Source organism: Pseudoflavonifractor sp. HNCC25GI2, assembly GCF_058136395.1.
The window spans coordinates 1-19,926 of the sequence record NZ_JBYUOW010000006.1; the positions used below are offsets into that span (position 1 = coordinate 1).

Here is a 19,926-nt window from a genome sequence, read left to right on the forward strand (position 1 = left end):
ACCGTTTGCAGAGGATTCCGGGGTACCAGAAGAGCCGGAAGAGATATCAGTGGAGGCGGAAGGATCCTGAGAAGAATCAGAACCTTGTGAGGCATTTCCCGAAAGCTCCCCAGATACATCGCCGGCGGAAGAAGTGCTGCCAGTGGAGGTGTCGGTAGAAGATGCCCCATCCGTGGAGTTGGAAGAGACATCGCCGCTGTCTGGAGCAGGTGTTTCCACGGTGGGCTGTTCCTCTTCCGGCGGGTCGGCAGGCGCTTCTCCCTTCAGGACACCCTGAACTACCCAGCGGGTAGCGTGGCCATTCCCAGTACAGGTGGAGAGCGTAAGGATACGGTCATAGACCGTAGGGACGACGCCGGTATCAATAACAGACTGAGACGTGCAGAAATCCAGGAAAGCCTGCTTGGACTGGTCACTGGAGAAGCCAAGCTGGTAGGTGCTGCCTTCCACACTGACCTCATAGGCCGCAAAAACCTCGTATTTATGGCTGCCGTTGTCATCTGTGATGTAAATATAGGGATGCTTGGCCCAATAGCTTTGGCTCTTGTATTGGCTTAGTGTGCCGAACATGGAGCGATTATTCATGCGGTGTCCATAGATAATTGTATTAAAGTCGCTGAGGTCACGGCTGTTCCGGCATTCCATGAAAATAGCACCCACAGAGTTCCGGGTCTTTTTCCAGGTGTGGTTCAGATAGTAACTGTTGTCGCTGCCCTGGACAACCGGGTAGGAGACGTTGGAACCGGGAATCAGAATCCAGCCCAACACATCGCTGTTGACCTCGCGGAGAGCAGAAAAGTCCATATTCCGCAGGGCATCGGCGTAGGGGTCTACATAGACCGGAGTTTCTTCTTGAGGCTGTTCAGCGCTGCTGCTCCCATCGGATGTCTCAGGGAGAGAAAGGGATGGAAAATCAGAAAAATCTGGGAGATCGACCAGGTCGGCGGCTTCGGAATAGGTTTTATCGCCCTCCTCGTATTGAAAGAACTGGTAAAGAACGCGGGCAGAGCTTCCAAGAAAGACCAGGAGGAGAACAACAATGACCGCCGTACGTATTTTCTTTTTCACAAGACGCCTCCTCACAAACAAAACATGAATATTCTGACACGATTATACTGAGTTTTTCAGGGGAAAGCAAGAGCCCGGACTGCCTGTCCGGGCTCTTGCGAAGCAGAAAAGAAGGTTGCCAATACAATCAGACTTCCTCGTCCTTGCGCTTCTTTCCGGCAGTAACCAGGCAGATAACGCTGAGACCGGAGACGGCGGCGGCGCAGATCCACAGGGGGGAGATATCGCCGGTCTCGGGCACATTGGCCAGGGGTACATCCTCATCGGAAAGATCGATGTCGGAACCGTCGGAACCTTCCGTACCATCGGGCAGTTCGCCAGTGGGTACATCGGGGTCCTCAATATCCTCGGGCAGGCCACCCTGAGGCACGTCCTCATCTTCGAGGTCAGTCTCTTCCGCGGTATAGTAGACATTGATGACCTTGTTGCCATTCATGGTACCAGTGAGGCTATCACCGGTGGTGCGATCGTAGGTGTAGCCTTCAATCTCCATGGCGTCGTAGGCGGATACATCGTAGTGACTGCCGCTTCTGAGTTGTTCATTGTGGCTGGAGGCGATGGTGTTGCCGTCCTGATCCAGGTAGTTGACAGTGACAGTGTAATAAGTGGTCCCGCCGCCGGAGCTGTTTTTGGTCCAGGAGCCGGTCAGAGTCACGGTTTTCTCAGGCATGGTAAAGGAACCATTGGAGATAGTCACGTCGGAAGAGGTCCAGCCGGAGAATGTGTAGCCAGACAGGGTGGGGGCGGCGGCCACAGAGACAGTCTGGCCCTTGCTGTAAGAAGACACTTCAGGAAGGGCGGGAGCGTCGGTGGGTACAGTTCCCGTATACTGATAAGTTACGGTATACTGAGTGGCGGGGGGAGTAACATCCTTTTCCGTCAGCTTAATGTGAATGTGATAGGCATTGTCGCTGTCTTCCCATTTCACATTGTCATAGGTGAAGCCGGTATAATCCGTGGCATTAAGCTTATTGTTGTCGGAAAGCTGTGTATTGGCCGCCGCAACCAGTTCCTCAACGCTGTCAAAGTTTCCAGTGAGCTTGGCATCTGCCAATTCACTCAGCGTGATATCAGTCTTGCCGCTCTTTACGTCTGCAATTTCCTGGCTTTCCAGGTAAACGTATCCGGCTTTTACGGACAGAGAACCGGTCAGTCCGGGCAGAGGGCCGGAAACCGTGTAAGAGGCTGTATTCAGGCCCTCAATATAGAAGCGAACAAAGCTGGAATTGTTGGAGTCGTCTTCTTTGAGGGTCCACTTGGCATACAGGGTAATATCATCGGTAACGGTGTCCTCGCTAAAATTCCAGGGGGTAGTGCAGTCTTCATCCTGATACCAGCCACCAAAGTCACAATTGGTCTTGCTGGGAGCCTCGGGAGCGGAGATCAGAGAGCCATCCAGAACCTTCAGAACCTTGGGCTCCACATCGGTGCCGCCCTGGCTGTCGAAGGTTACTGTGTAGGTCTTGGGAATGGAAGAGCTGCCGGGAACATAGAGCTCAATGTAGTTTTCACCCTCATAGCTCTGAACATCGAACTCGGAATAGGGGATTACAATCTCTTCGCGCTGACAAGTCAGCCAGAAGTTATCTTTCAAATACCAATATGCAAAGGCAACCTTGATCCCAGTTGCTTCGGCAGGCTGAATATAGTCCCCCAAACTTCCGATGAGGAACGTGCTCTGGTTATACATGTCGTAGTTGGCTGCATCAATACCAATGGCATCGGGAGAACCACCGTTTTCGGACAAAATCTGGATTCGCTCCGGATAATAGGAGAGCAGCTTGCCCATATCCTCCTCATAGCTGCTCTTGCTCATGAAGTAGGCATCCATTTCGTTGCGATTCATGAAATGGAACTGCTGGATCTCGGGCTCAGAGACAGGGGCGGGAATGTCGAGTGGGGTGCTGGTATAACAGCTGCTGTCATGAGTATGCTCAGGGAGCGTGCAGGTGAGAGCCATGGAAGACTCAGACTCTTCAAGACCGCATGCAAGAACAAGTTCGGAAGCGGATTCATCCTGTCCGCAAATCAGCTGACGGCTGCTTTCGGACACCGTGTAGCAAGAAGCATCGTGTACGTGCTCAGCATCGGTATTCTCACAGGTGAGAACGCTGCTGCCTTCAGTCTCCTGGTAGCAGGAGTCAGTGTGCTGATGCCCTTCTGTCATGGTGTAACAGGAATCGTCGTGCGTGTGGCCTTCTACCAGAGCGTAGCACGCATCAGAGTGTGTGTGCTCGTCCATGGTGCAGGTCAGAGTGCCTTCCTCAGCAAAGGCGCTGACAGGCAGCAGTCCCAGACACAAAACCAGTGCCAGGATAACAGATAGAACTTTCTTCTTTGCGGTTGCCATCATTTCGTTCTCCTTTCAACTTCGGAAAATCGAAATCCTGGCGGCTGGGCTGGCGTGGCGTGTTTGCTTTAGCCCCCTGGCTTTGCGTCCCGGCGTTTCCACCGGTTTGCCATTTGCAGTCTTTCGGGAGACGGTCTGTGTTTCCTCTGGCCTCGTACAGAGCAGTCCGTCTAACATGGATTGCGTTTCTGAATGAGGTGAAACGCTTGCTTTACTGTTGGGGAGTATAACATACGCTGGTTACAAAATTCGTTACATATTACAATTTTGCATTCAGAAAGAGAAAAAATATCATCCAAAAATCTTTGACAGTTTTTATGCATAATCAACAAGAGGAAAATAAGCATGAACAAAGCCCCTTAAAAAGCCGGGAGAGGAATTGCAATACAATTCATCCAGGCTATTTTAAGGGGCTTTGCCTAGCTTAGGAATTCAGATTTAGATTTGCTTTTAAAGTGTGAGCGTTATTGTGGATGGGAAAGAAGGAAAATTAGCCTTCCGTTTCATCCTTGCGCTTCTTGCCGGTGATAGCCAGCCAGACAACGCCCAGACCGGACACGGCCGCGGCCATGACCCAATACATCAGGTTGTCGCCGGTCTCGGGGACATCAGGCAGCTCGCCGCCGGGAACCTCGGGGTCGGTGATATCAATGCCGGGGTCAGTGCCGTCACCGGGATCGGTGCCGTCGCCGGTGTCAGGCAGCTCGCCGCCGGGAACGTCAGGATCTTCAATGTCGGTGCTGGAGGAGTAGTAGACATTGATGACCTTGTTGCTGTTCATGGTTCCGGAGAGCGCATCGCCGGTGGTCTCCACATAGGTGTAGCCCTCGATATCAATGGCGTCGTAGGCGCTGACATCGTAGGTGCGGCCCTCGCGGATCCGGTCGCTGTAGCTGGTGGCAATCTTGTCGCCGGTGTCCTGATCAAAGTAGTTGACGGTCACTGTGTAGTAGGTGGAACTGCTACCGCCGCCACCTCCGCTGCTGTATACGTTAGTGAAGGTACCAACGGCGTACTTGCCATCCGCATTGGCAATTTCAGTAGTATCCACCTTTACGGAGTCAATAACCAGGCTCTTGGTGCCGTCACCGTTGTCCTGCTCGGACACAGCAACAGTCACCGTATAAGTGGTGTTGTCATAGGTGATATTGCTGGAGTTGCCGGCAATCTCACTGACAATGTAGGTGTGCTCGCCGGCGCTGGTAATCTCAATGGCGGAGAAGTCAATGGCGCCGTCGGCTTTATTGGTACCGGTAGCTACCTGGGTATTGCCCTCCTTGACCACGAAATTGAACTGTCCGTTGGTCAAAGTGCTGTTGGTCAGCACCTTGGTGGCAGTAAGATTCAGTGTTACGCTGGCATCCTGAGGCAGGCTGCTCTCGTAGGAGTTGGCAAAGGTCACGTTCTCTACCGGCTGCTGGATATCGCCGTTCTTGTAAATGGTCTTTGCAACATTGAGAGTACCAGCGGCAGAGTCGTAGGACACATCCACCTTCACCAGATACCAGGTAGTATCGTAGGTCACGCCGGACACGTTGCCAGCAACCTCGCTGACCTTGTAGTAGTGGGTCCCCACACCGGAATAGAGGTCATTGCTGGAGTTGAACATCAGATTGGGAAAAGCCACCGCGCCGCTGGCGTCATTCTGCGCCTCGATGGCAACGTTGTGGTCCCAAGTACCGGTTGCATCGCAGGTCTCCAGGCGGAAGCTGAACTCCCCGGCGTTGATGCTGCGGCCGGTGAGGGTCTTAGTGGCCTGGATGGACACGCTGGCCCCATCAGGGGTATAGGTGTTGGTAAAGGAACCCACGGCATACTTGCCGCTGCTGGGCTGGACTTCCTGCTCATTCACCTTCACGGAGGAGACGTTCAGGTTCTTAGTGCCATCGCCATTGTCGCTCTCGCTGACGGTGATGGCCACGTTATAGCTGGTGGTATCATAGGAAATCTTGGTGTCGGTGCCGACTTCCTCGCTGACGGTGTAGTTGTAGGTGCCGGCGGCGGTGAACTCCAGAGCACCAAAGGTGATGGTTCCGTCGGCGGCGTTGGAGGCGGTCTTAACCACGCTGCCATCAGCGCCCTTAATTTGGAAGGTAAAGGCGTCGGCGGTCAGGGCCTTGCCGTTCAGATTCTTATTGGCGGTCAGCACCACGCTGACCTTCTCGTCGGCGGGAAGCTGGCTGGAATAGCTGTTGTTGAACTGAATGCTGTTCGCAGCAGCGTTGCCCTTGGCATAGGTCTTCGTAGCCGTCAGAGTGCCGTCGCCATTGTCGGCAACCGTTACAGTGACGGTGTAGACGCTTTCATCATAGGTCACGCCGCCCAGGTCGCCCTTCCGCTCGGTCACGGTGTAGGTGTAAGTGCCGGCAGCAGTGTAGGTAATGCTATCAAAGGAGAAGTTACCATTGGCATCATTGGTAGTGGTAGTGGTAGTGGGCATGGGAGCGCCGTCCTGTCCGGTCAGGACAAAGGTAAACTCACCGGCGTTAAGGGTACGGCCATCCAGCACCTTGGTGCCGGAGATCACAGTGGTAGCAGGGGTAATGGCCTTGTTGGTGATGGTGAGCTCGCCGTTCTCGAAGGTCGCGCCGGCGGCGGTAGCACCACTGCCGAACAGGCTCTCAAACCAGCTGGGCAGGCCGCTTCCGGAGTCCTGCACGCCCACATTGAGCTTGTAGACCTTGTTGGAAGCAACATAGCCCTGAGGCGCCTCGGTCTCTTCCATGTAATAAGTACCCACCGGGAGGTCCTTGATGTTCAGGGAACCACTCGTTCCAGTAATCAGAGTGGTAACCGTACCAGCAACATCATAGGTGTAGGTGTCGTTGCTGACGGAAAACTTCACCGGTTGGCCATTCGCATCCACAATTCTGAACTCGGCACCGGACAGCAGGGTGCTTGTGTTATCCGCATCTGCCTTATTCAGGGTAAAGGAAGCTTTGGTGGGGTTCTTGGCCCAGACTGCGTAGAGGTGGAGGGAGGACATCAGGGTGATGGGCTGACCGGCCTCATACTGGGGTTCTGTCGCCTTGCTGTCCTCACTCCAGCCCAGGAAGGTGTAACCTTCACGCGGGGGCAGCTTGGTTTCAGTATAGGTCCATGTGGTATATTCGCCAGTCTTGGCGGTGTTGTCCACCTCTGTCTGTTCGGTGTCGAAATTGGAATGATAGGTAACGTACACGGCCACATTCTTCAGGTAGCCGTCCACGTGGACATCGGCATTATCCTTATTGTCGTCTTGTTCGTATTCGCTGCCCTGCGCGTCCTGGCACTTGATGACATACCAGACCAGTTCATAGTCCTCGGCATCCTGTTCGGAAATGCCAAAATACTGATACATAGCCTTCAAAGCTTTGTTTTCGTTATTCAGCGCAAACCAGGTTTTCTCCAAGCCGAGGGCAGTGCCATTGGGATTGGTGTACTCATCACCGACGGTCAGTCGTCCATCCTCACCGCGGAGGAGGTTCCAAGCCTCATCGCCCATAGTTCCGGGTATGCCGTCATAGACATTATAGGTGCCGAACTCCGCATTGGGGAAGTAGTTTTTTGCGCCCTGGTCCGCACCGTCGGCGGGCGCACCTCTGGTCGGATCCAGCACATAGAACTTAACAGGAACCGTAGTGTCTGTGGGCTCCAACTGCTGTGCCTGAACCTGAACGGTGTAATATTCAGTCAACCAACCCCAGAACCAATCGTAGTAGTTGTGCTTCACAGTAGCAGTGCCGCTGCTAATAGCCTTCAGCTGCACGGTACGGCGCTCAGAATTCCCAGAAATTTGAATCACGTTTTTCCCGTTGATCACGGTCCAGCGGTGCTCATTAAAGTCGCCGCTGTGACCCTGAATGGAGAAACTTTGTCCGTCTGTAATAGTCAGATGTCCAATTTGGTGACCATTCTGGCTGACCGTTATAACATAGATGGAGAAACTTTCGGCGGAGAAGGTGGCTACATCGCTGTCGGCAGTGATGGTCTCCACAAACTCGGGCTCAGCATCGGCGTCCTCCATGTGGTAGATCTCCACTTCCTCCACCGCTTCAAGCACAGGGCTCTGGATGTCCACGGTGACCGACTGTCCATGCTCCTCGGGCTGCCACACATTGCCCTCGCCGTCATAGATGGTGATATCATAGGCGATTAGGACATTCAGATCGTCCAGAGTCAGCTTTACCGGCTCGGCGGTGACCTTCGCGCCCTCAGGCAGCAGGCCGGACACAGTGATGACTGCGCCGTCCTCGGCCTCAGCCTGAATGCTGTCCTCAGTGAACTCCTCGCTCTCGATGGGCTCCTCGTCCTTGACGGGCTCCTCGTCCTTGACGGGCTCCTCGTCCTTGACGGGCTCCTCGTCCTTGACGGGCTCCTCGTCCTTGACGGGCTCCTCGGCCTTGACAGGCTCCTCGTCCTTGACAGGCTCCTCGTCCTTGACAGGCTCTTCGTCCTTAACAGGCTCTTCGTCCTTGACAGGTTCGAGGCTCTCGTCCCCAACAGGGATATTGAGCTCTATAATCTCGTCCTTCTGAGAGCCCATTTCACTGGCCAGCGCGCTGACGGGCAGCAGGCTGAACAGCAGGACTGCTGCCATAAATAGAGACAGCGACTTCTTCATTTTTCTAACCATTCTTTCGTTCTCCTTTCAACATTATGTATTCGGAAGATCGAAATCCTGGCGGCCGGGCTGGCATGGCGTTTCCGCTTTAGCCCCCTGGCTTTGCGTCCCGGCGTTTCCGCCGGTTTGCCTTGTTTCAGTGATTTCTTCGGTGCGCGCTCCGCACCGTACAGGGAAGTGCTGTGCCTAGCCCAGGCTAGGCGGAAGAAACGGACGTCCGTTTCTTCGAGGGTTGCTCGGTTCCGGTGATTGCGCTGTCCATCAGCAGGATTAACTCCAGCGCGCTGCGGAAGCTCTGTTCCAGATCTCCCTCCAGCCAGGCAACGGAGCCTTGCCAACTGGCATTCTGGCGGAAGAGGATCCGCACCGCGAAGGTGGCCAGCCTGCCCTCCTGAACTTCGGGGGAGGGAGGGCCTCCGGTTTTCTGCTCCGGCGGCGAAGCAAACGCACGGACCGCAGTAAAGGACTGAGGAAGCTGCATGTGATCCAGCGTGTCCTCCATAGACTTTAAAAATTGGGTCAGGCTGGAAAAACTCGTTCCCTCCGGGAGGTAGGGATTATAAAAGCGTCCTTTGGGTACGGAGTTTTCGTAACTGTCAACGCAGACAATCGTGGTCCTGTACTCATTTCCGCATAACCTGCTCTGCATCCAGAGTTCACCCCCTTTTACCACATCTTACGTAATGCAGTATAGCATACTCCGGTTACAAGACTGGTTACATCCCTGCACTTTTGCTTCAGGATAGAAAAAAATAATGCACAAAAACTAAAGGAGATTTTTGACGAAAAAAGCAAAAAACAGCGTGTCTTCATAAAAGAGCCGGGAGGCCATAAAAATGGCCTCCCGGTTCTTGAGAAAGCGGAATGGATAGCCAGAAACAAAGCCTGGTTCAAGCCCCCAGCCGCCGACGCAGCTGGTCGGGGTTGTCGGAGTAATCCAGCGCCGTTTCCAGAGAAATGTGTCCAGCACGGTACAGGGCCAGAATGGACTGGTCCATGGAAATCATGCCCTCGTTGCTTCCCGCATTCAGGGCGTTGTCGATCTGATGGGTTTTTCCGTCCCGGATGAGGCTGCGGATGGCGGCGTTCATGTGCATGATCTCATAGGCGGGCACCAGACCGCCGTTTTTGTCGGGCAGCAGCTGCTGGGACACCACGGTACGGAGCACCATGGACAGCTGGACCCGCACCTGGGCCTGCTGGGTGCTGGGGAAGGAGTCGATGACGCGGTCGATGGTGTTGGCGGTCCCCTTGGTGTGCAGGGTAGCCATCACCATATGGCCCGTCTCAGCGGCGGTCATGGCGGTGCGGATGGTTTCCGCATCCCGCATTTCGCCCAGAAGGATGACGTCCGGGGCCTGGCGCAGGCAGGCCCGCAAAGCTGATAGGTAGTCCGCAGTATCAATGGCAATCTCTCGCTGGCTGATGATGCTCTTCTGGTCCCGGTGGAGGAACTCGATGGGGTCCTCCAGCGTAATGATGTGGCATTCCCGGGTACGATTGATTCGGTCAATGATGCAGGCCTGGGTGGTGGACTTGCCGCTGCCGGCTGTGCCGGTGACCAGCACCATGCCGTGGGAGACGTCGGCCAGCTTCATAACCTCCTCGGGGATTCGCAGGGTTTGCCAGTCGGGGATGTCAAAGGCCACCACCCGGACCACGGCTGCCAGAGAGCCGCGCTGGAAGTAGGCGTTGACCCGGAACCGGGCAAGGCCAGGCACGGCAAAGGAGAAGTCGTCATCTCCCCGCTGCAGATAGGTTTCCATGGGGCGCTGGGCCATACGGTAAAGGTCGGAGATGAGGCGGCGGGTTTCGGGAGGAAGAAGCTTTTCTTCGGCAATGGAACGGATGCGGCCGTCCAGCTTTTCACTTACCACGCCGCCGGCCACCAGAAACAGATCAGAAGCTCCGTCCTGTACGGCACGGGTCAAATAGTCAATTAGTTCCGCCATATGGCGATCTCTCCTTACCTTTTAAAATCTAGAATCAAAGGGAAAACAAGTCACTGGCCGTCCCAAACCGCCAGGCTGTCATCGGTTTCCCAGTCCGTAGTGGAGACGGCCTGCCAGCGCAGGACTGTATATTCGCTGCCGATGATCTGTACCTGTACGTCCAGAGCCTGGGTGTCGGAGATGGGACAGGCATAGGAGTACCGGCCGTCTCCCTCGTCCGTCACACCCTGGGGGACTGTGCCCTGCCGCAGCTGGGCAAGAATACGCTCTGCCTGGGTGTCTGCCTGGTAGTAGTCCAGCACAGCCTGCGCCGAGCGGTCGCTCAGCCGGCCGTTGGCCTGGACGGTGGACAGGGTCAGCAGGGCGAAGACCGTCAGACACAGCACCGCGAAGATAACCAGCAGGGAGCTGCCGCCCACGGCAGGGAAGGAAAGTTTTCGTTTCTCTGTCAAGGCTTCGCCACCTCCTCCTGCCAAGCGATGGAGAAGGAAAAAAGCTGAGTGCCGCTGTCCACGGAATAGCCGCTGACCTGGGCGGAGCCCAGACCAGGTTCTCCCTCCGAAGGGGCGACCTCCAAACGGCAGTAAGCGGCGGAGGCGTTCTCTGTCTGCTGCCAGTCCTGGTCAAAAAGGCACTGCCATACGCCGTCCTCCAGGCTTCCGCCGTATACCGAGGCGGCCTGCGCCAGGTTTCCACTGCTTGCCTTTGTCAGCTCCGCCATGCTCTGCCCCTCGGTGAGCGCACGGTCCCGGAGCTCCCGCTGTTGGGAGGAGGAGTCGGCAGAAACAAAGACCTGCAGGCACAGCGCGGCGGCCAGCGCAAAGACCAGCACCATAATCATTTGTTCCATCAGAGCCAAAGGCGCTTTGCTTCTCATGTCTGCGCCTCCTCTCCGCCCCGAAGGGACAGGGTCAGGGAGATGGTCTGGCCGCTGCTGTCGGTCAGCTCTACCTGCAGAAGATTGGATTCCGTATGCAGAGCAAGCGCCTGGGCAGGAAGAACTTTCTCTCCGTCTTCCGGCGCAAAGGGGTTCTCCGCCGCAGCAAACAGCTCCCGCAGCCAGCCGTCGTAGCAGTAGATGCGGGTGAGGTAGGGCTCTCCGTCAATCTCCTCGGATAGAAGGAGCGCATCGCCCTCGCCAAAGGTACCCACGGACACCTGGGCGCCGGAGGGAGCCTGCCGCACCTTAGTGGCCAGATACTGAACGGAGGTGCGCCGGTCGTAGGCGTTCTGATCCCGCTGGGTCAGACGGCTGTATACTCCGGCCCCCGTCAGCAGTACAGAGAGAATGCTGGCGGCAAATACGCCGAAGAGCAGCAGGGCCAGCAGGCCGTCCAGATGATGTTTGGTTCCTGTCTTCCTCATGACTCCAGCTCCACCACCGTAATGCCGGGCATCAGATTTTCCGCAAAGATATCGTAGAACACGGCATAGCGGTCCCGGTCAATTTGAATGCCGTAATGCTCCTCCAGGTAGCTCAGCGTGGGCGGATAGATTCCCTCCGCAGCGTAGCAGGCTACCGCCGCCCGCCGGAGAGAATCCTCCAGCTGTCGGCGGCCCTCATCTCCCTGCCCCTGGGTGAGATTGGACAGCGCGGTGAGGAAGCAGAGCAGTACCGCCACGGCCAGGGCAGGAATCAACAGCCCGCGGAGCAGGGCGGGCAGCCTCTTCTGTCTGTGTCCCATGGCGTTCACCCAATGGCGGTCATGATGTTCATAAGGGGCAGCATGACCGCCAGGAGAATCATCCCCACCAGAATGGAGGAAATGACCACCAGAGTGGGCTCGATCTGGCCCATGCGGGCCTCCAGAGCGTCTTCTCCCTCACGGGACAGACGCTGGGCAATTTGAATCATAACGCTGTCGCCCGAGCCGCTGCGCATGCCCAGATCCAGAAGCCGGCAATCGGCCCGGGGCAGAACACCTGATTCGCCCATGGCCTTGGCCAGGGGCGTGCCCTCATCCAGACGGCTGCGGCAGTCCTGGCAGCGGCGCTGGGCGGCGGGCAGGTCAGAGAGAAGGGAGGCGGCCAAATCCAGGGATTCCTCCATGGTCAGACCGCTGCTCATGCCCATGGAGAGGGCCTGAGCAAAGCGGGCATTGTTGAGCTTTTTGGATACGCCCTTGTCTCCCATGCGGCTGCGCCAGAAGGCAAGGATCCGGCTGCGGAAGGAGAAGGAGCCGGCAAAGGCGGCCAGCAGCACCACCGCCAGCCCCAGCAGCAGGCAAAGCAGGGGCATCAGACGGTCCAGCGCCTGTCCCAGGGCCAGCAGGCTGCCGGCCACACCGGTAAGCTGTCCGCCCAGATTGGCGTACACGTCGTTGAATACGGGCAGCACCTGGGTGAGCAGCACCACGATCACAGCCAGCATCACCAACAGCAGCACCGCCGGATACAGCAGGGAGGAGCGCAGCTGACGGTCCAGCTGGGCGCGGTCCTCATAGTAGCGGGCCAGGGAGCGGAGGGCCTCCTCCGTCCGTCCGGTCTGCTCGCCCACCTGAACCAGGCCGCACACGTATTCCGGGAAGGCGCCGCAGTCCTGAAAGGCACCGGCCAGGCTGCCGCCTTCGTCCACCTGCCGGGCCATGCTGGTCAGCAGGGTACCGAGGGAGGAACTGCCCTCCTCCTCCGCCAGAAGGAACAGGCCGCTTCCGGCATCCACACCTGAGTGAAGGAGCAGGGCAAGCTCCAGACACAGGGTGGAAATTTCATCGTTGGTCAAATTGTGTTTTTTCATATATGCTCCCATCCGTCCCTGGACAGCAGGCCGGGACAGCGAATAAAAATGGGCTTGCAGGAAATCTGCAAGCCCATTTTAAAATGATTTTCTCGATTTGTAAAGACAAAGGGATTAGTAGAGATACTTGGTGGTGTAGTTTTTGCCGTCACCGATGTACTGCATGATGGACGCGCTCTGCTTGCCGGAGGAGGCAAAGGTGGGGTCCATACGCTGCCAGGAGGTGCCATCGAAGTAGATGACGCCGTCCACCCAGCCGGTCTTCTCGGACCAGACGCTGATCCAGGCGTGATATACCGTTCCGGCGTAGCCCACGACCAGCTTGCAGGGGATGCCCTGGCTGCGCAGCATACCGGCCATCAGGGCGGCGTAGTCGAAACAGATGCCGGTCTTGGTCTCCAGGACGGTGTCCAGAACAGGCAGGTAGCCGCTCTGCACAGTGGCGGCCTTCTGACGGTCATAGGTGAGGTTCTTTACCACGAAGTTGTAGACGGCCTCCACCTTCTTCAGGGGATCGGTGATACCCTTTACCAGCTCAGCCGCCTTGGCGACGGTCTTGGGCGCCGCGGAGTAGTCCACGTACTGATTGGGACGCAGGAAGGGCGCAAACTCGTCGGTGAGCGTGACGGTGGTGGTCAGGGAGAGCACCGAGGAGTACTTGGTACCGGAGATGTTCTCGTAGACCACAATCTGATAGCTGCCGTTGCCGTCGGACAGGGGGAAGGTCTCCCACTTTCCGGCGGTGAGGTTATAGGTGTAGGTGGTGGTGGGGCCCTTGACCTGGGCCTTCAGGCGCTTGGTGGTGGAGGCAGAATACTTCACCATCACATAGCCGTCCTTGGTGTTGGAGTAGTCGATGACAGCCTTGCTGTTCTGCTTGACCAGAGTACCGGAGGCAACGGCCTGGAGATTGGTGGAGAGGGCAACGGGAGCCTCCGACAGGGCGACGATTTCGTCCTCCAGATTAACTTCTTCCACAGGGGTAACGTCCACATAGGCAGGAGCTTCCTCCTCCGAGGAGGAGCTGGAGACGGAACTGGAAGCGGACTGGCTTCCGGAGGTACTGCCGGAGGAAACGGCGGGGGCGGCATTCTGCCCGCAGCCTACCAGCAGCACAGCAGCCAGCAGGCCGGGAAGCAGACGACGGAGCAGTTGACGCATAACATTCACTTCTTTCTCAGTAATTCTTCCTTATTATGGAAAGCGGTGTGGGCAGAATCCCACAGCATATTTACAATGCTATTATAGCAGAGGGAAAGAAGAAAAGAAAGTTTTTTTTAAAGAAGACGCAATTTTCGGCAAAACATGTAACGGGCCCGGAATTTCCGTTGCATTCATGGTGCTTTTGTGGTATGTTAACCATGAAACGGTTTAGTGTTGAGGCTGTTTTGTGAAGAAGAGGATTGAATGGGAGGAGGTGCATCGGAATGGATGCCACCCCACTGAAGGTATGGATGCTGGGTGAATTCTCCATTACCATGGGAGAAAATCGGATTGATGATGGAGGAAATCGCTCCCGCAAAGTATGGCTCTTGCTGGCGTACATGATTTACAACCGGACGCGGGTGATTCCCCAGGAGGAGTTGGTTGAGCTCCTGTGGGGTACCGAGGAAAGCAGTGCCAATCCGTTTAATGCGCTGAAAACCATGCTCCACCGGGTTCGGAGTACGCTGAACCAGTTGGCACCCGGGGCTGGACACAACCTGATTATCCGTAAGGGCGGCAATTACGCCTGGAATACGGAGGTACCCATTGAATTTGACGTAGAGCAATTTGACGAGCTGTGCCGCCGTGCCTCAGCCGATGCCCAGGAGAGCAAGCGAGTGGCCCATACGCTGCAGGCTCTGTCGCTCTACCAGGGCGATTTTCTCAGCAAGTTGTCCACGGAGCCATGGGTTGTGCCTATCTCCGCTTATTACCATAATATTTACATCCAGTCGCTGCTGGATATCCTTCCTCTGCTGGAGGAGCGGGGGCAGTGGCAGCAGGTGGTCCAGCTGTGCCGGACGGCGCTGAAGGTGGAGCCCTATCACGAGGAAATTTACCGGCACTTGATGCGCAGCCTGATGGAAACTGGCGATCAGAAGGGCGCAGTGCAGGTGTACGAGGAAATGAGCGAACTGCTCTTTGACAACTTCGGTGTTATGCCCAGTGATGAGAGCCGGGCCATCTATCGGGAGGCGCTGCGCACGGTTAACGATCGGGCCATTCCCATGGGGCTGGTACAGGAGCAGCTGAAGGAGCAGGATGCCATACCGGGAGCGCTGATCTGTGACTATGACTTTTTCAAGGTCATTTACCAGATGCAGGCCCGAGCTGTGGCGCGTACAGGCGATGCGGTCCACATCGGGCTGCTGACGCTGACCGGGGAGAACGGCAAGGAGCTGGCCAAGCGCAGTCTGGACCGGGCCATGGAGAACCTGCGGGAGCAGATCCGCATGAATCTGCGCCGGGGCGATGTGGCCTCCCAGTGCAGCGTATCCCAGTTTATTCTGATGCTGCCCCAGGCAAATTATGAGAACAGCTGTATGGTGTGCCAGCGCATCTGTAAGGCCTTTGCCCGGCAGTATCCCCACTCTCCGGCGGAGATTCGTTTCTCCGTCCACCCCCTGGAACCCAATCTGTGAGAATAAAAAAACGACCGCTCAGGCGGTCGTTTTTTTATAGGGCAGAGGTTACTGATTGGCCAGGCGGTAGATAGCCAGAATGTCTTCCTCATCCAAAACACGGAATGTGCCGATGGTTCGGGTGTGGTAGTACGTACAGCGGTAGGCCAGCGTCCGCAGGGTCCCCTCGTCCAGCACGCCACAGCCCAGCTCGGGCAGGCTGGTGGGCATGTGCAGGGTGCGGAAGAATTGCTCGGTGGCCTCGATGGCCTCCAGGGCGGCCTGCTCAGGCGTCTTGCCCGCAGCGCTCAGCCCCCATACCCGCTCGCCGAAGCGCACAAAGCGGGCGGGGTTGGTGTCCAGACAGTAGCGTGCCCAGCTGCCCCATACAGCGGACAGTGTGGCGCCGTGGGTGGCGTCGAACATGGCGCTCAGCTCGTGCCCCAGCTGGTGGGGAGCGAAGTCCTTCGCGCCGCCCAGGCCGGTGAGCCCGTTGTGGGACAGGCTGCCCGCCCACATCAGCTCCCCCATGGCGTGGAGATTTCCGGGCTGTTCCACCGCCAGACGGCCGTTTTGGATGGTGCAGCGCAGCAGACCCTCGGCCAGCTCGTCGGTCAGGTTGTTGTCGGTGGAGGGATTGAAGTAGCGGTCCATGGTGTGCATCATGATGTCCACCACGCCGCAGGCCACCTGATAGGTGGGAAGGGTGACGGTGAGGGCGGGATTGAGAATGGCAAACCGGGGGCGGTGCAGGTCGGAGCCGAACCCGCGCTTTTCGTGGGTCTCTTCATTGGTCAAAACGGCGGAGTCGCTGCATTCGCTGCCGGCGGCCGGAATGGTGAGGATGACGCCCACCGGGAGGGAGCGGGTCAGAGGGACCTCCCGCAGCCAGAACTGCCACACGTCGGTGTCGGGATTGGCCGCTCCGTCGGCAATTGCCTTGGCGGTGTCGATGACACTGCCGCCGCCAAGGGCCAGAATGAAGTCAGCGCGGAAGGCGAGGGCCTGCTTTACTCCCTCACGGGCCAGGGAGAGACGGGGATTGGGCTGTACGCCGGACAGGAGCTGAACGGCCAGTCCGGCCTCCTTCAGACTTTCTTCCACCCGGCCCAGCAGTCCGCTGGCGGCGGCGCTTTTTCCGCCGCAGACCAGCAGAACCCGGGAGCCGCCCAGGGAACGGATCTGCGTTCCGGCCTGGAGCTCAGTGTCCGGACCGAACAGGATGCGGGTGGGGGCATAAAACTCAAATGACTGCACAAGGGTCACCTGTCTTTCTTCAAAATGGATGGGCGCGCGGTTTGGCGCAGCCCAATTCTCCCTTTATCATAAAATGCGGAGGGAAGGATTTCAATTGTTGTTTTAAGTTTTTGAAAATTTCCTTTGACATGGGCAGGGGGAATGCTATAATCAAGGGGCTTCCATCAACTGTGTCTGTGAAAGGATAAGGTGACTCATGGAATCCTATACTTATTTGCTGCTGTTGGCCCTGATTCTCCTGTCTACAAAGGTGCTTGGACTGGCCACAGAAAAAATTCATATGCCCCAGGTTGTGGGCGCCCTGCTGGCGGGTATTATTTTGGGCCCCAGCGGCTTCGGCGTGCTTCAGAGCACGGACTTCCTGGTAAAGACGGCGGAGATCGGCGTTATCATGCTCATGTTTACCGCCGGTATTGATACCGACCTGGAGGAGGTAAAGAGCACCGGCGTCCAGGCGCTGGTCATTGCGGTTGCCGGTGTGACAGTGCCGCTGCTGTTGTGCGGAGGACTCTATTTCTTCTTCTTTATGGATGAGTTCTCCTTTTATAATGTGCTGAAGGCGGCCTTTGTGGGCTCGGTGTTTTCCGCCACCTCCGTATCCATTACGGTGGAGACCCTCAACGAGATGGGTAAGCTGAAGACCCGGACGGGTACCACGCTGCTCAGTGCCGCCCTCATTGATGACATTCTGGGTATCATCGTGCTGTCCATCCTCAGCGGCTTGAGCTCCGGCGGAGACAATCCCCTCATGGTGATTGTCCGCATCGCGCTGTTTTTTGTGTTTACCTTTGTGGTGGGCGCGGTCATCCGCAAGGTGTTCCTCTATGTCTCCGAGGACCATTGGCACAGCCGCCGGGTGGCAGTGTGGGCGCTGGCCTTCTGTCTGCTCATGGCCTACTGCGCGGAGGAGCTGTTCGGCGTGGCGGACATCACAGGTGCTTACTTTGCGGGCCTGATTCTCTGTAACGTGACCAAGTCCCGGCAGTTTGTGGCCAAAAAGTTCACCGTCACCTCTTACATGATTTTTACCCCTGTGTTCTTTGCCAGCGTGGGCATGAAAACCGATTTGAAGACCATGAATTCCGAGATTCTGGTGTTTGCCTTGGTGCTGGTGGTGTTTGCGGTGATTTCCAAGATCATTGGCTGCGGCCTGGGAGGCAAGCTGTGCGGCATGAGCAACCACCAGTCTCTGGTGGTGGGCATTGGCATGGTGGCCCGCAGCGAGGTGGCCCTGATGGTGGCCCAGAAGGGAATTGCCGCGGGCATGATTGACTCGGTGATACTGCCAGCCATTGTGCTGAGCGTCATTGCCTCCGCCCTGGTGACGCCGGTCCTGCTGAAAACGGCAATCTCCAAAGGACCGGAGCTGGTCTAATTTCACATAAAAAAAGAGCCTGCCAACGGCAGGCTCTTTTTTATGGATTCAGTTCCTTGGCCCGTTCTTCCAGCCACGCAGTCAACTGGGCCAGCCCCTCCTCGCTGAGGGGGAAGGAGGCGGTGGTGAGGATTTCACTCAGCTCCTTGGTCAAGGGCCCCCGCCACAGCTCCACATCCAGGTGGGAGTCGCCCTCCTCCGGCTGGACGGGGCGGATAAAGAAGCGGGCCAGCCCCTTGCTGCCGTAAAAGGTGTTGCCGTTTTCCCAGAAAAGAAGGGTAGGAATGAGAATGTCGTTCAATGTAGTCGCTCCTGTTCCAATGAAAAAGATAGGGAAAAATCAGTCCTCCGGCTCGGCCCAGTTGAGGCTGCGGCCCACGGCCTTGTCCCAGCCCTGCAGCAGCTTCTGACGCCGGGTCTCCTCCATCTGGGGGTCGTAGCGCTGCTCCACGGTGCGCATGGCCTGGATCTCCTCCAGGTTGTTCCAGAGCCCCACAGCCAGTCCGGCCAGGTAGGCCGCGCCCAGAGCGGTGGTCTCCCGGATGGCAGGACGGAGGACAGGGCGGTTGAGAATATCGGCCTGGAACTGCATCAGAAAGCGGTCCCGGCTGGCGCCGCCGTCGGCGTTGAGGACGGTGAGGGGGATGCCCGTGTCCTTTTCCATGGCCTGAACCAGGTCATAGCTCTGGTAGGCGATGGACTCCTGGGCGGCCCGGATGATATGTTCCCGGGTCGTTCCCCGGGTCAGTCCCACCAGAGCGCCCCGGGCGTACATGTCCCAGTGGGGAGCCCCCAGACCGGTGAAGGCGGGCACCAGATACACCCCGCCGGTGTCCTCCACCTTGGAGGCGTAATACTCCGCGTCCCGGGACTCCGTGATGAAGCGCAGCTCGTCCCGCAGCCACTGGATGACCGCCCCGCCCACAAAGACGGAGCCCTCCAGGGCGTACTGTACCTTGTCCCCGAAGCCCACAGCGATGGTGGAGAGAAGGCCGTTCTGGCTCCGGTACAGCCGCTCGCCGGTGTTCATCAGCAGGAAACAGCCGGTTCCGTAGGTGTTTTTGGCCTGGCCGGGGGCAAAGCAGGTCTGGCCGAAGAGGGCGGCCTGCTGATCGCCGGCGATGCCCGCGATGGGGACCTCCACGCCCTGGAGGTTCACCGTACCGTAGACCTGGCTGCAGCCTACCACCTGGGGCAGCATGGCCATGGGAATGTCCAGAGCGGCACAGATGCGCTCGTCCCAGCATAGGTTCTGGATGTCGTAGAGCATGGTGCGGCTGGCGTTGGTGTAGTCGGTAATGTGCACGGCACCGCCGGTCAGCTTCCACACCAGCCAGGAGTCCACCGTGCCGAACAACAGCTCACCCCGCTGGGCCTTTTCCCGGGCCCCCTCCACGTGGTCCAGAATCCACTTGAGCTTGGTGGCGGAGAAGTAGGCGTCAATCAGCAGACCGGTGTGCTCCCGGATGTAGTCCGTCAGCTCCCGGTCCTGCTTGAGCCGTTCGCACAGGGAAGCAGTGCGCCGGCACTGCCATACGATGGCATTGTAGACCGGACGGCCGGTGGTTTTATCCCAGACAATGGTGGTCTCACGCTGGTTGGTGATTCCAATGGCGGCGACCTCCTCCGGGGTGACACCGGACTGGGCCAGGGCCTCGGTCAGCACGGAGGATTGGCTGGACCAGATCTCCATAGGGTCATGTTCCACCCAGCCCGGCTGGGGGTAGTGCTGGGCAAATTCCCGCTGGGCCAGGCCGATGATATTTTGTTCCCGGTCGAAGATAATGCACCGGCTGCTCGTGGTACCTTGATCCAGAGCAATTACATATTGTTTCATGGGATTCCCTCCCTTTTTTCCTATTATGACAGAAAGCGGGAGCGGTGTAAAGGCCTGGAGGGACATAGGACAACAGAGCGGCATAGAATGGGATGTGGAACAGCCACAGTAAATATCAGGAACATCATGATGCCGAAGGAG

At 57.3% G+C, this 19,926-nt stretch carries 16 protein-coding genes and 2 riboswitches; of the genes, 2 read left to right on the forward strand and 14 right to left on the reverse strand.

The genetic code is table 11. From position 1 onward, the window contains the following. The 11 genes from srtB to AC3YUO_RS09170 form a co-directional block, all read right to left on the reverse strand. A partial coding sequence (gene srtB / locus AC3YUO_RS09120) for a class B sortase (protein ID WP_489962725.1) occupies positions 1–1,068 on the reverse strand: 1,068 nt, incomplete at its 3' end. Positions 1,069–1,195: 127 nt separating this feature from the next. Continuing rightward, on the reverse strand, positions 1,196–3,421 hold the full coding sequence (locus AC3YUO_RS09125; RefSeq protein WP_489962726.1) for an InlB B-repeat-containing protein: 2,226 nt from the start codon (positions 3,419–3,421) through the stop codon (positions 1,196–1,198). Positions 3,422–3,454: 33 nt separating this feature from the next. Next, positions 3,455–3,539, reverse strand: a riboswitch (cyclic di-GMP riboswitch). Positions 3,540–3,908: 369 nt separating this feature from the next. Further along, a complete protein-coding gene (locus AC3YUO_RS09130; RefSeq protein ID WP_489962727.1) occupies positions 3,909–7,997 on the reverse strand; it encodes a Spy0128 family protein in 4,089 nt (1,362 codons plus the stop codon). An 80-nt stretch (positions 7,998–8,077) separates the two neighbouring features. Next, positions 8,078–8,162: riboswitch (cyclic di-GMP riboswitch) on the reverse strand. A gap of 55 nt (positions 8,163–8,217) precedes the next feature. Next, on the reverse strand, positions 8,218–8,523 hold the full coding sequence (locus AC3YUO_RS09135) for a hypothetical protein (protein ID WP_489962728.1): 306 nt from the start codon (positions 8,521–8,523) through the stop codon (positions 8,218–8,220). 388 nt (positions 8,524–8,911) lie between these two features. After that, positions 8,912–9,973 (reverse strand): type IV pilus twitching motility protein PilT, encoded by a 1,062-nt coding sequence (locus AC3YUO_RS09140; RefSeq protein ID WP_489962729.1) that lies wholly within the window; start codon positions 9,971–9,973, stop codon positions 8,912–8,914. Between the two features lie 50 nt (positions 9,974–10,023). Next, a complete protein-coding gene (locus AC3YUO_RS09145; protein ID WP_489962730.1) occupies positions 10,024–10,425 on the reverse strand; it encodes a hypothetical protein in 402 nt (133 codons plus the stop codon). Beyond that, entirely contained in the window at positions 10,422–10,850 is a 429-nt protein-coding gene (locus tag AC3YUO_RS09150; RefSeq protein WP_489962731.1) for a hypothetical protein, read from the reverse strand. The genes AC3YUO_RS09145 and AC3YUO_RS09150 overlap by 4 nt, the downstream gene beginning before the upstream one ends. Further along, positions 10,847–11,338, reverse strand: a complete 492-nt coding sequence (locus AC3YUO_RS09155; RefSeq protein ID WP_489962732.1) for a DUF4860 domain-containing protein — start codon at positions 11,336–11,338, stop codon at positions 10,847–10,849. Before AC3YUO_RS09155 ends, AC3YUO_RS09150 begins: the two co-directional genes overlap by 4 nt. Further along, positions 11,335–11,658 carry a hypothetical protein gene (locus tag AC3YUO_RS09160; protein WP_489962733.1) on the reverse strand — a complete coding sequence of 108 codons (324 nt, stop codon included), beginning with the start codon at positions 11,656–11,658 and terminating at the stop codon, positions 11,335–11,337. Before AC3YUO_RS09160 ends, AC3YUO_RS09155 begins: the two co-directional genes overlap by 4 nt. A 5-nt stretch (positions 11,659–11,663) precedes the next feature. Continuing rightward, positions 11,664–12,710 carry a type II secretion system F family protein gene (locus AC3YUO_RS09165; RefSeq protein WP_489962734.1) on the reverse strand — a complete coding sequence of 349 codons (1,047 nt, stop codon included), beginning with the start codon at positions 12,708–12,710 and terminating at the stop codon, positions 11,664–11,666. 114 nt (positions 12,711–12,824) lie between these two features. Next, positions 12,825–13,871: a transglutaminase-like domain-containing protein gene (locus AC3YUO_RS09170; protein ID WP_489962735.1), complete on the reverse strand. Its 1,047-nt coding sequence runs from the start codon at positions 13,869–13,871 to the stop codon at positions 12,825–12,827. 266 nt (positions 13,872–14,137) lie between these two features. Here AC3YUO_RS09170 and AC3YUO_RS09175 point away from each other — a divergent pair, with 266 nt between their 5' ends. Then, positions 14,138–15,337, forward strand: a complete 1,200-nt coding sequence (locus AC3YUO_RS09175) for an AfsR/SARP family transcriptional regulator (protein WP_489962736.1) — start codon at positions 14,138–14,140, stop codon at positions 15,335–15,337. 48 nt (positions 15,338–15,385) lie between these two features. Here AC3YUO_RS09175 and AC3YUO_RS09180 read toward each other — a convergent pair whose 3' ends face one another. Beyond that, positions 15,386–16,573, reverse strand: coding sequence for an iron-containing alcohol dehydrogenase (locus AC3YUO_RS09180; protein WP_489962737.1), 1,188 nt, complete (start codon positions 16,571–16,573; stop codon positions 15,386–15,388). A gap of 196 nt (positions 16,574–16,769) precedes the next feature. Between AC3YUO_RS09180 and AC3YUO_RS09185 the strand changes: the two genes are divergently transcribed. Continuing rightward, positions 16,770–17,948: a cation:proton antiporter gene (locus tag AC3YUO_RS09185; protein ID WP_489962738.1), complete on the forward strand. Its 1,179-nt coding sequence runs from the start codon at positions 16,770–16,772 to the stop codon at positions 17,946–17,948. Positions 17,949–17,988: 40 nt separating this feature from the next. Here the strand turns inward: AC3YUO_RS09185 and AC3YUO_RS09190 are convergent, their stop codons facing one another. Both AC3YUO_RS09190 and glpK read right to left on the reverse strand, forming a co-directional pair. Continuing rightward, positions 17,989–18,249, reverse strand: a complete 261-nt coding sequence (locus AC3YUO_RS09190; RefSeq protein WP_489962739.1) for a hypothetical protein — start codon at positions 18,247–18,249, stop codon at positions 17,989–17,991. Positions 18,250–18,288: 39 nt separating this feature from the next. Then, positions 18,289–19,785 (reverse strand): glycerol kinase GlpK, encoded by a 1,497-nt coding sequence (gene glpK / locus AC3YUO_RS09195; protein WP_489962740.1) that lies wholly within the window; start codon positions 19,783–19,785, stop codon positions 18,289–18,291. Positions 19,786–19,926 lie beyond the last annotated feature (141 nt).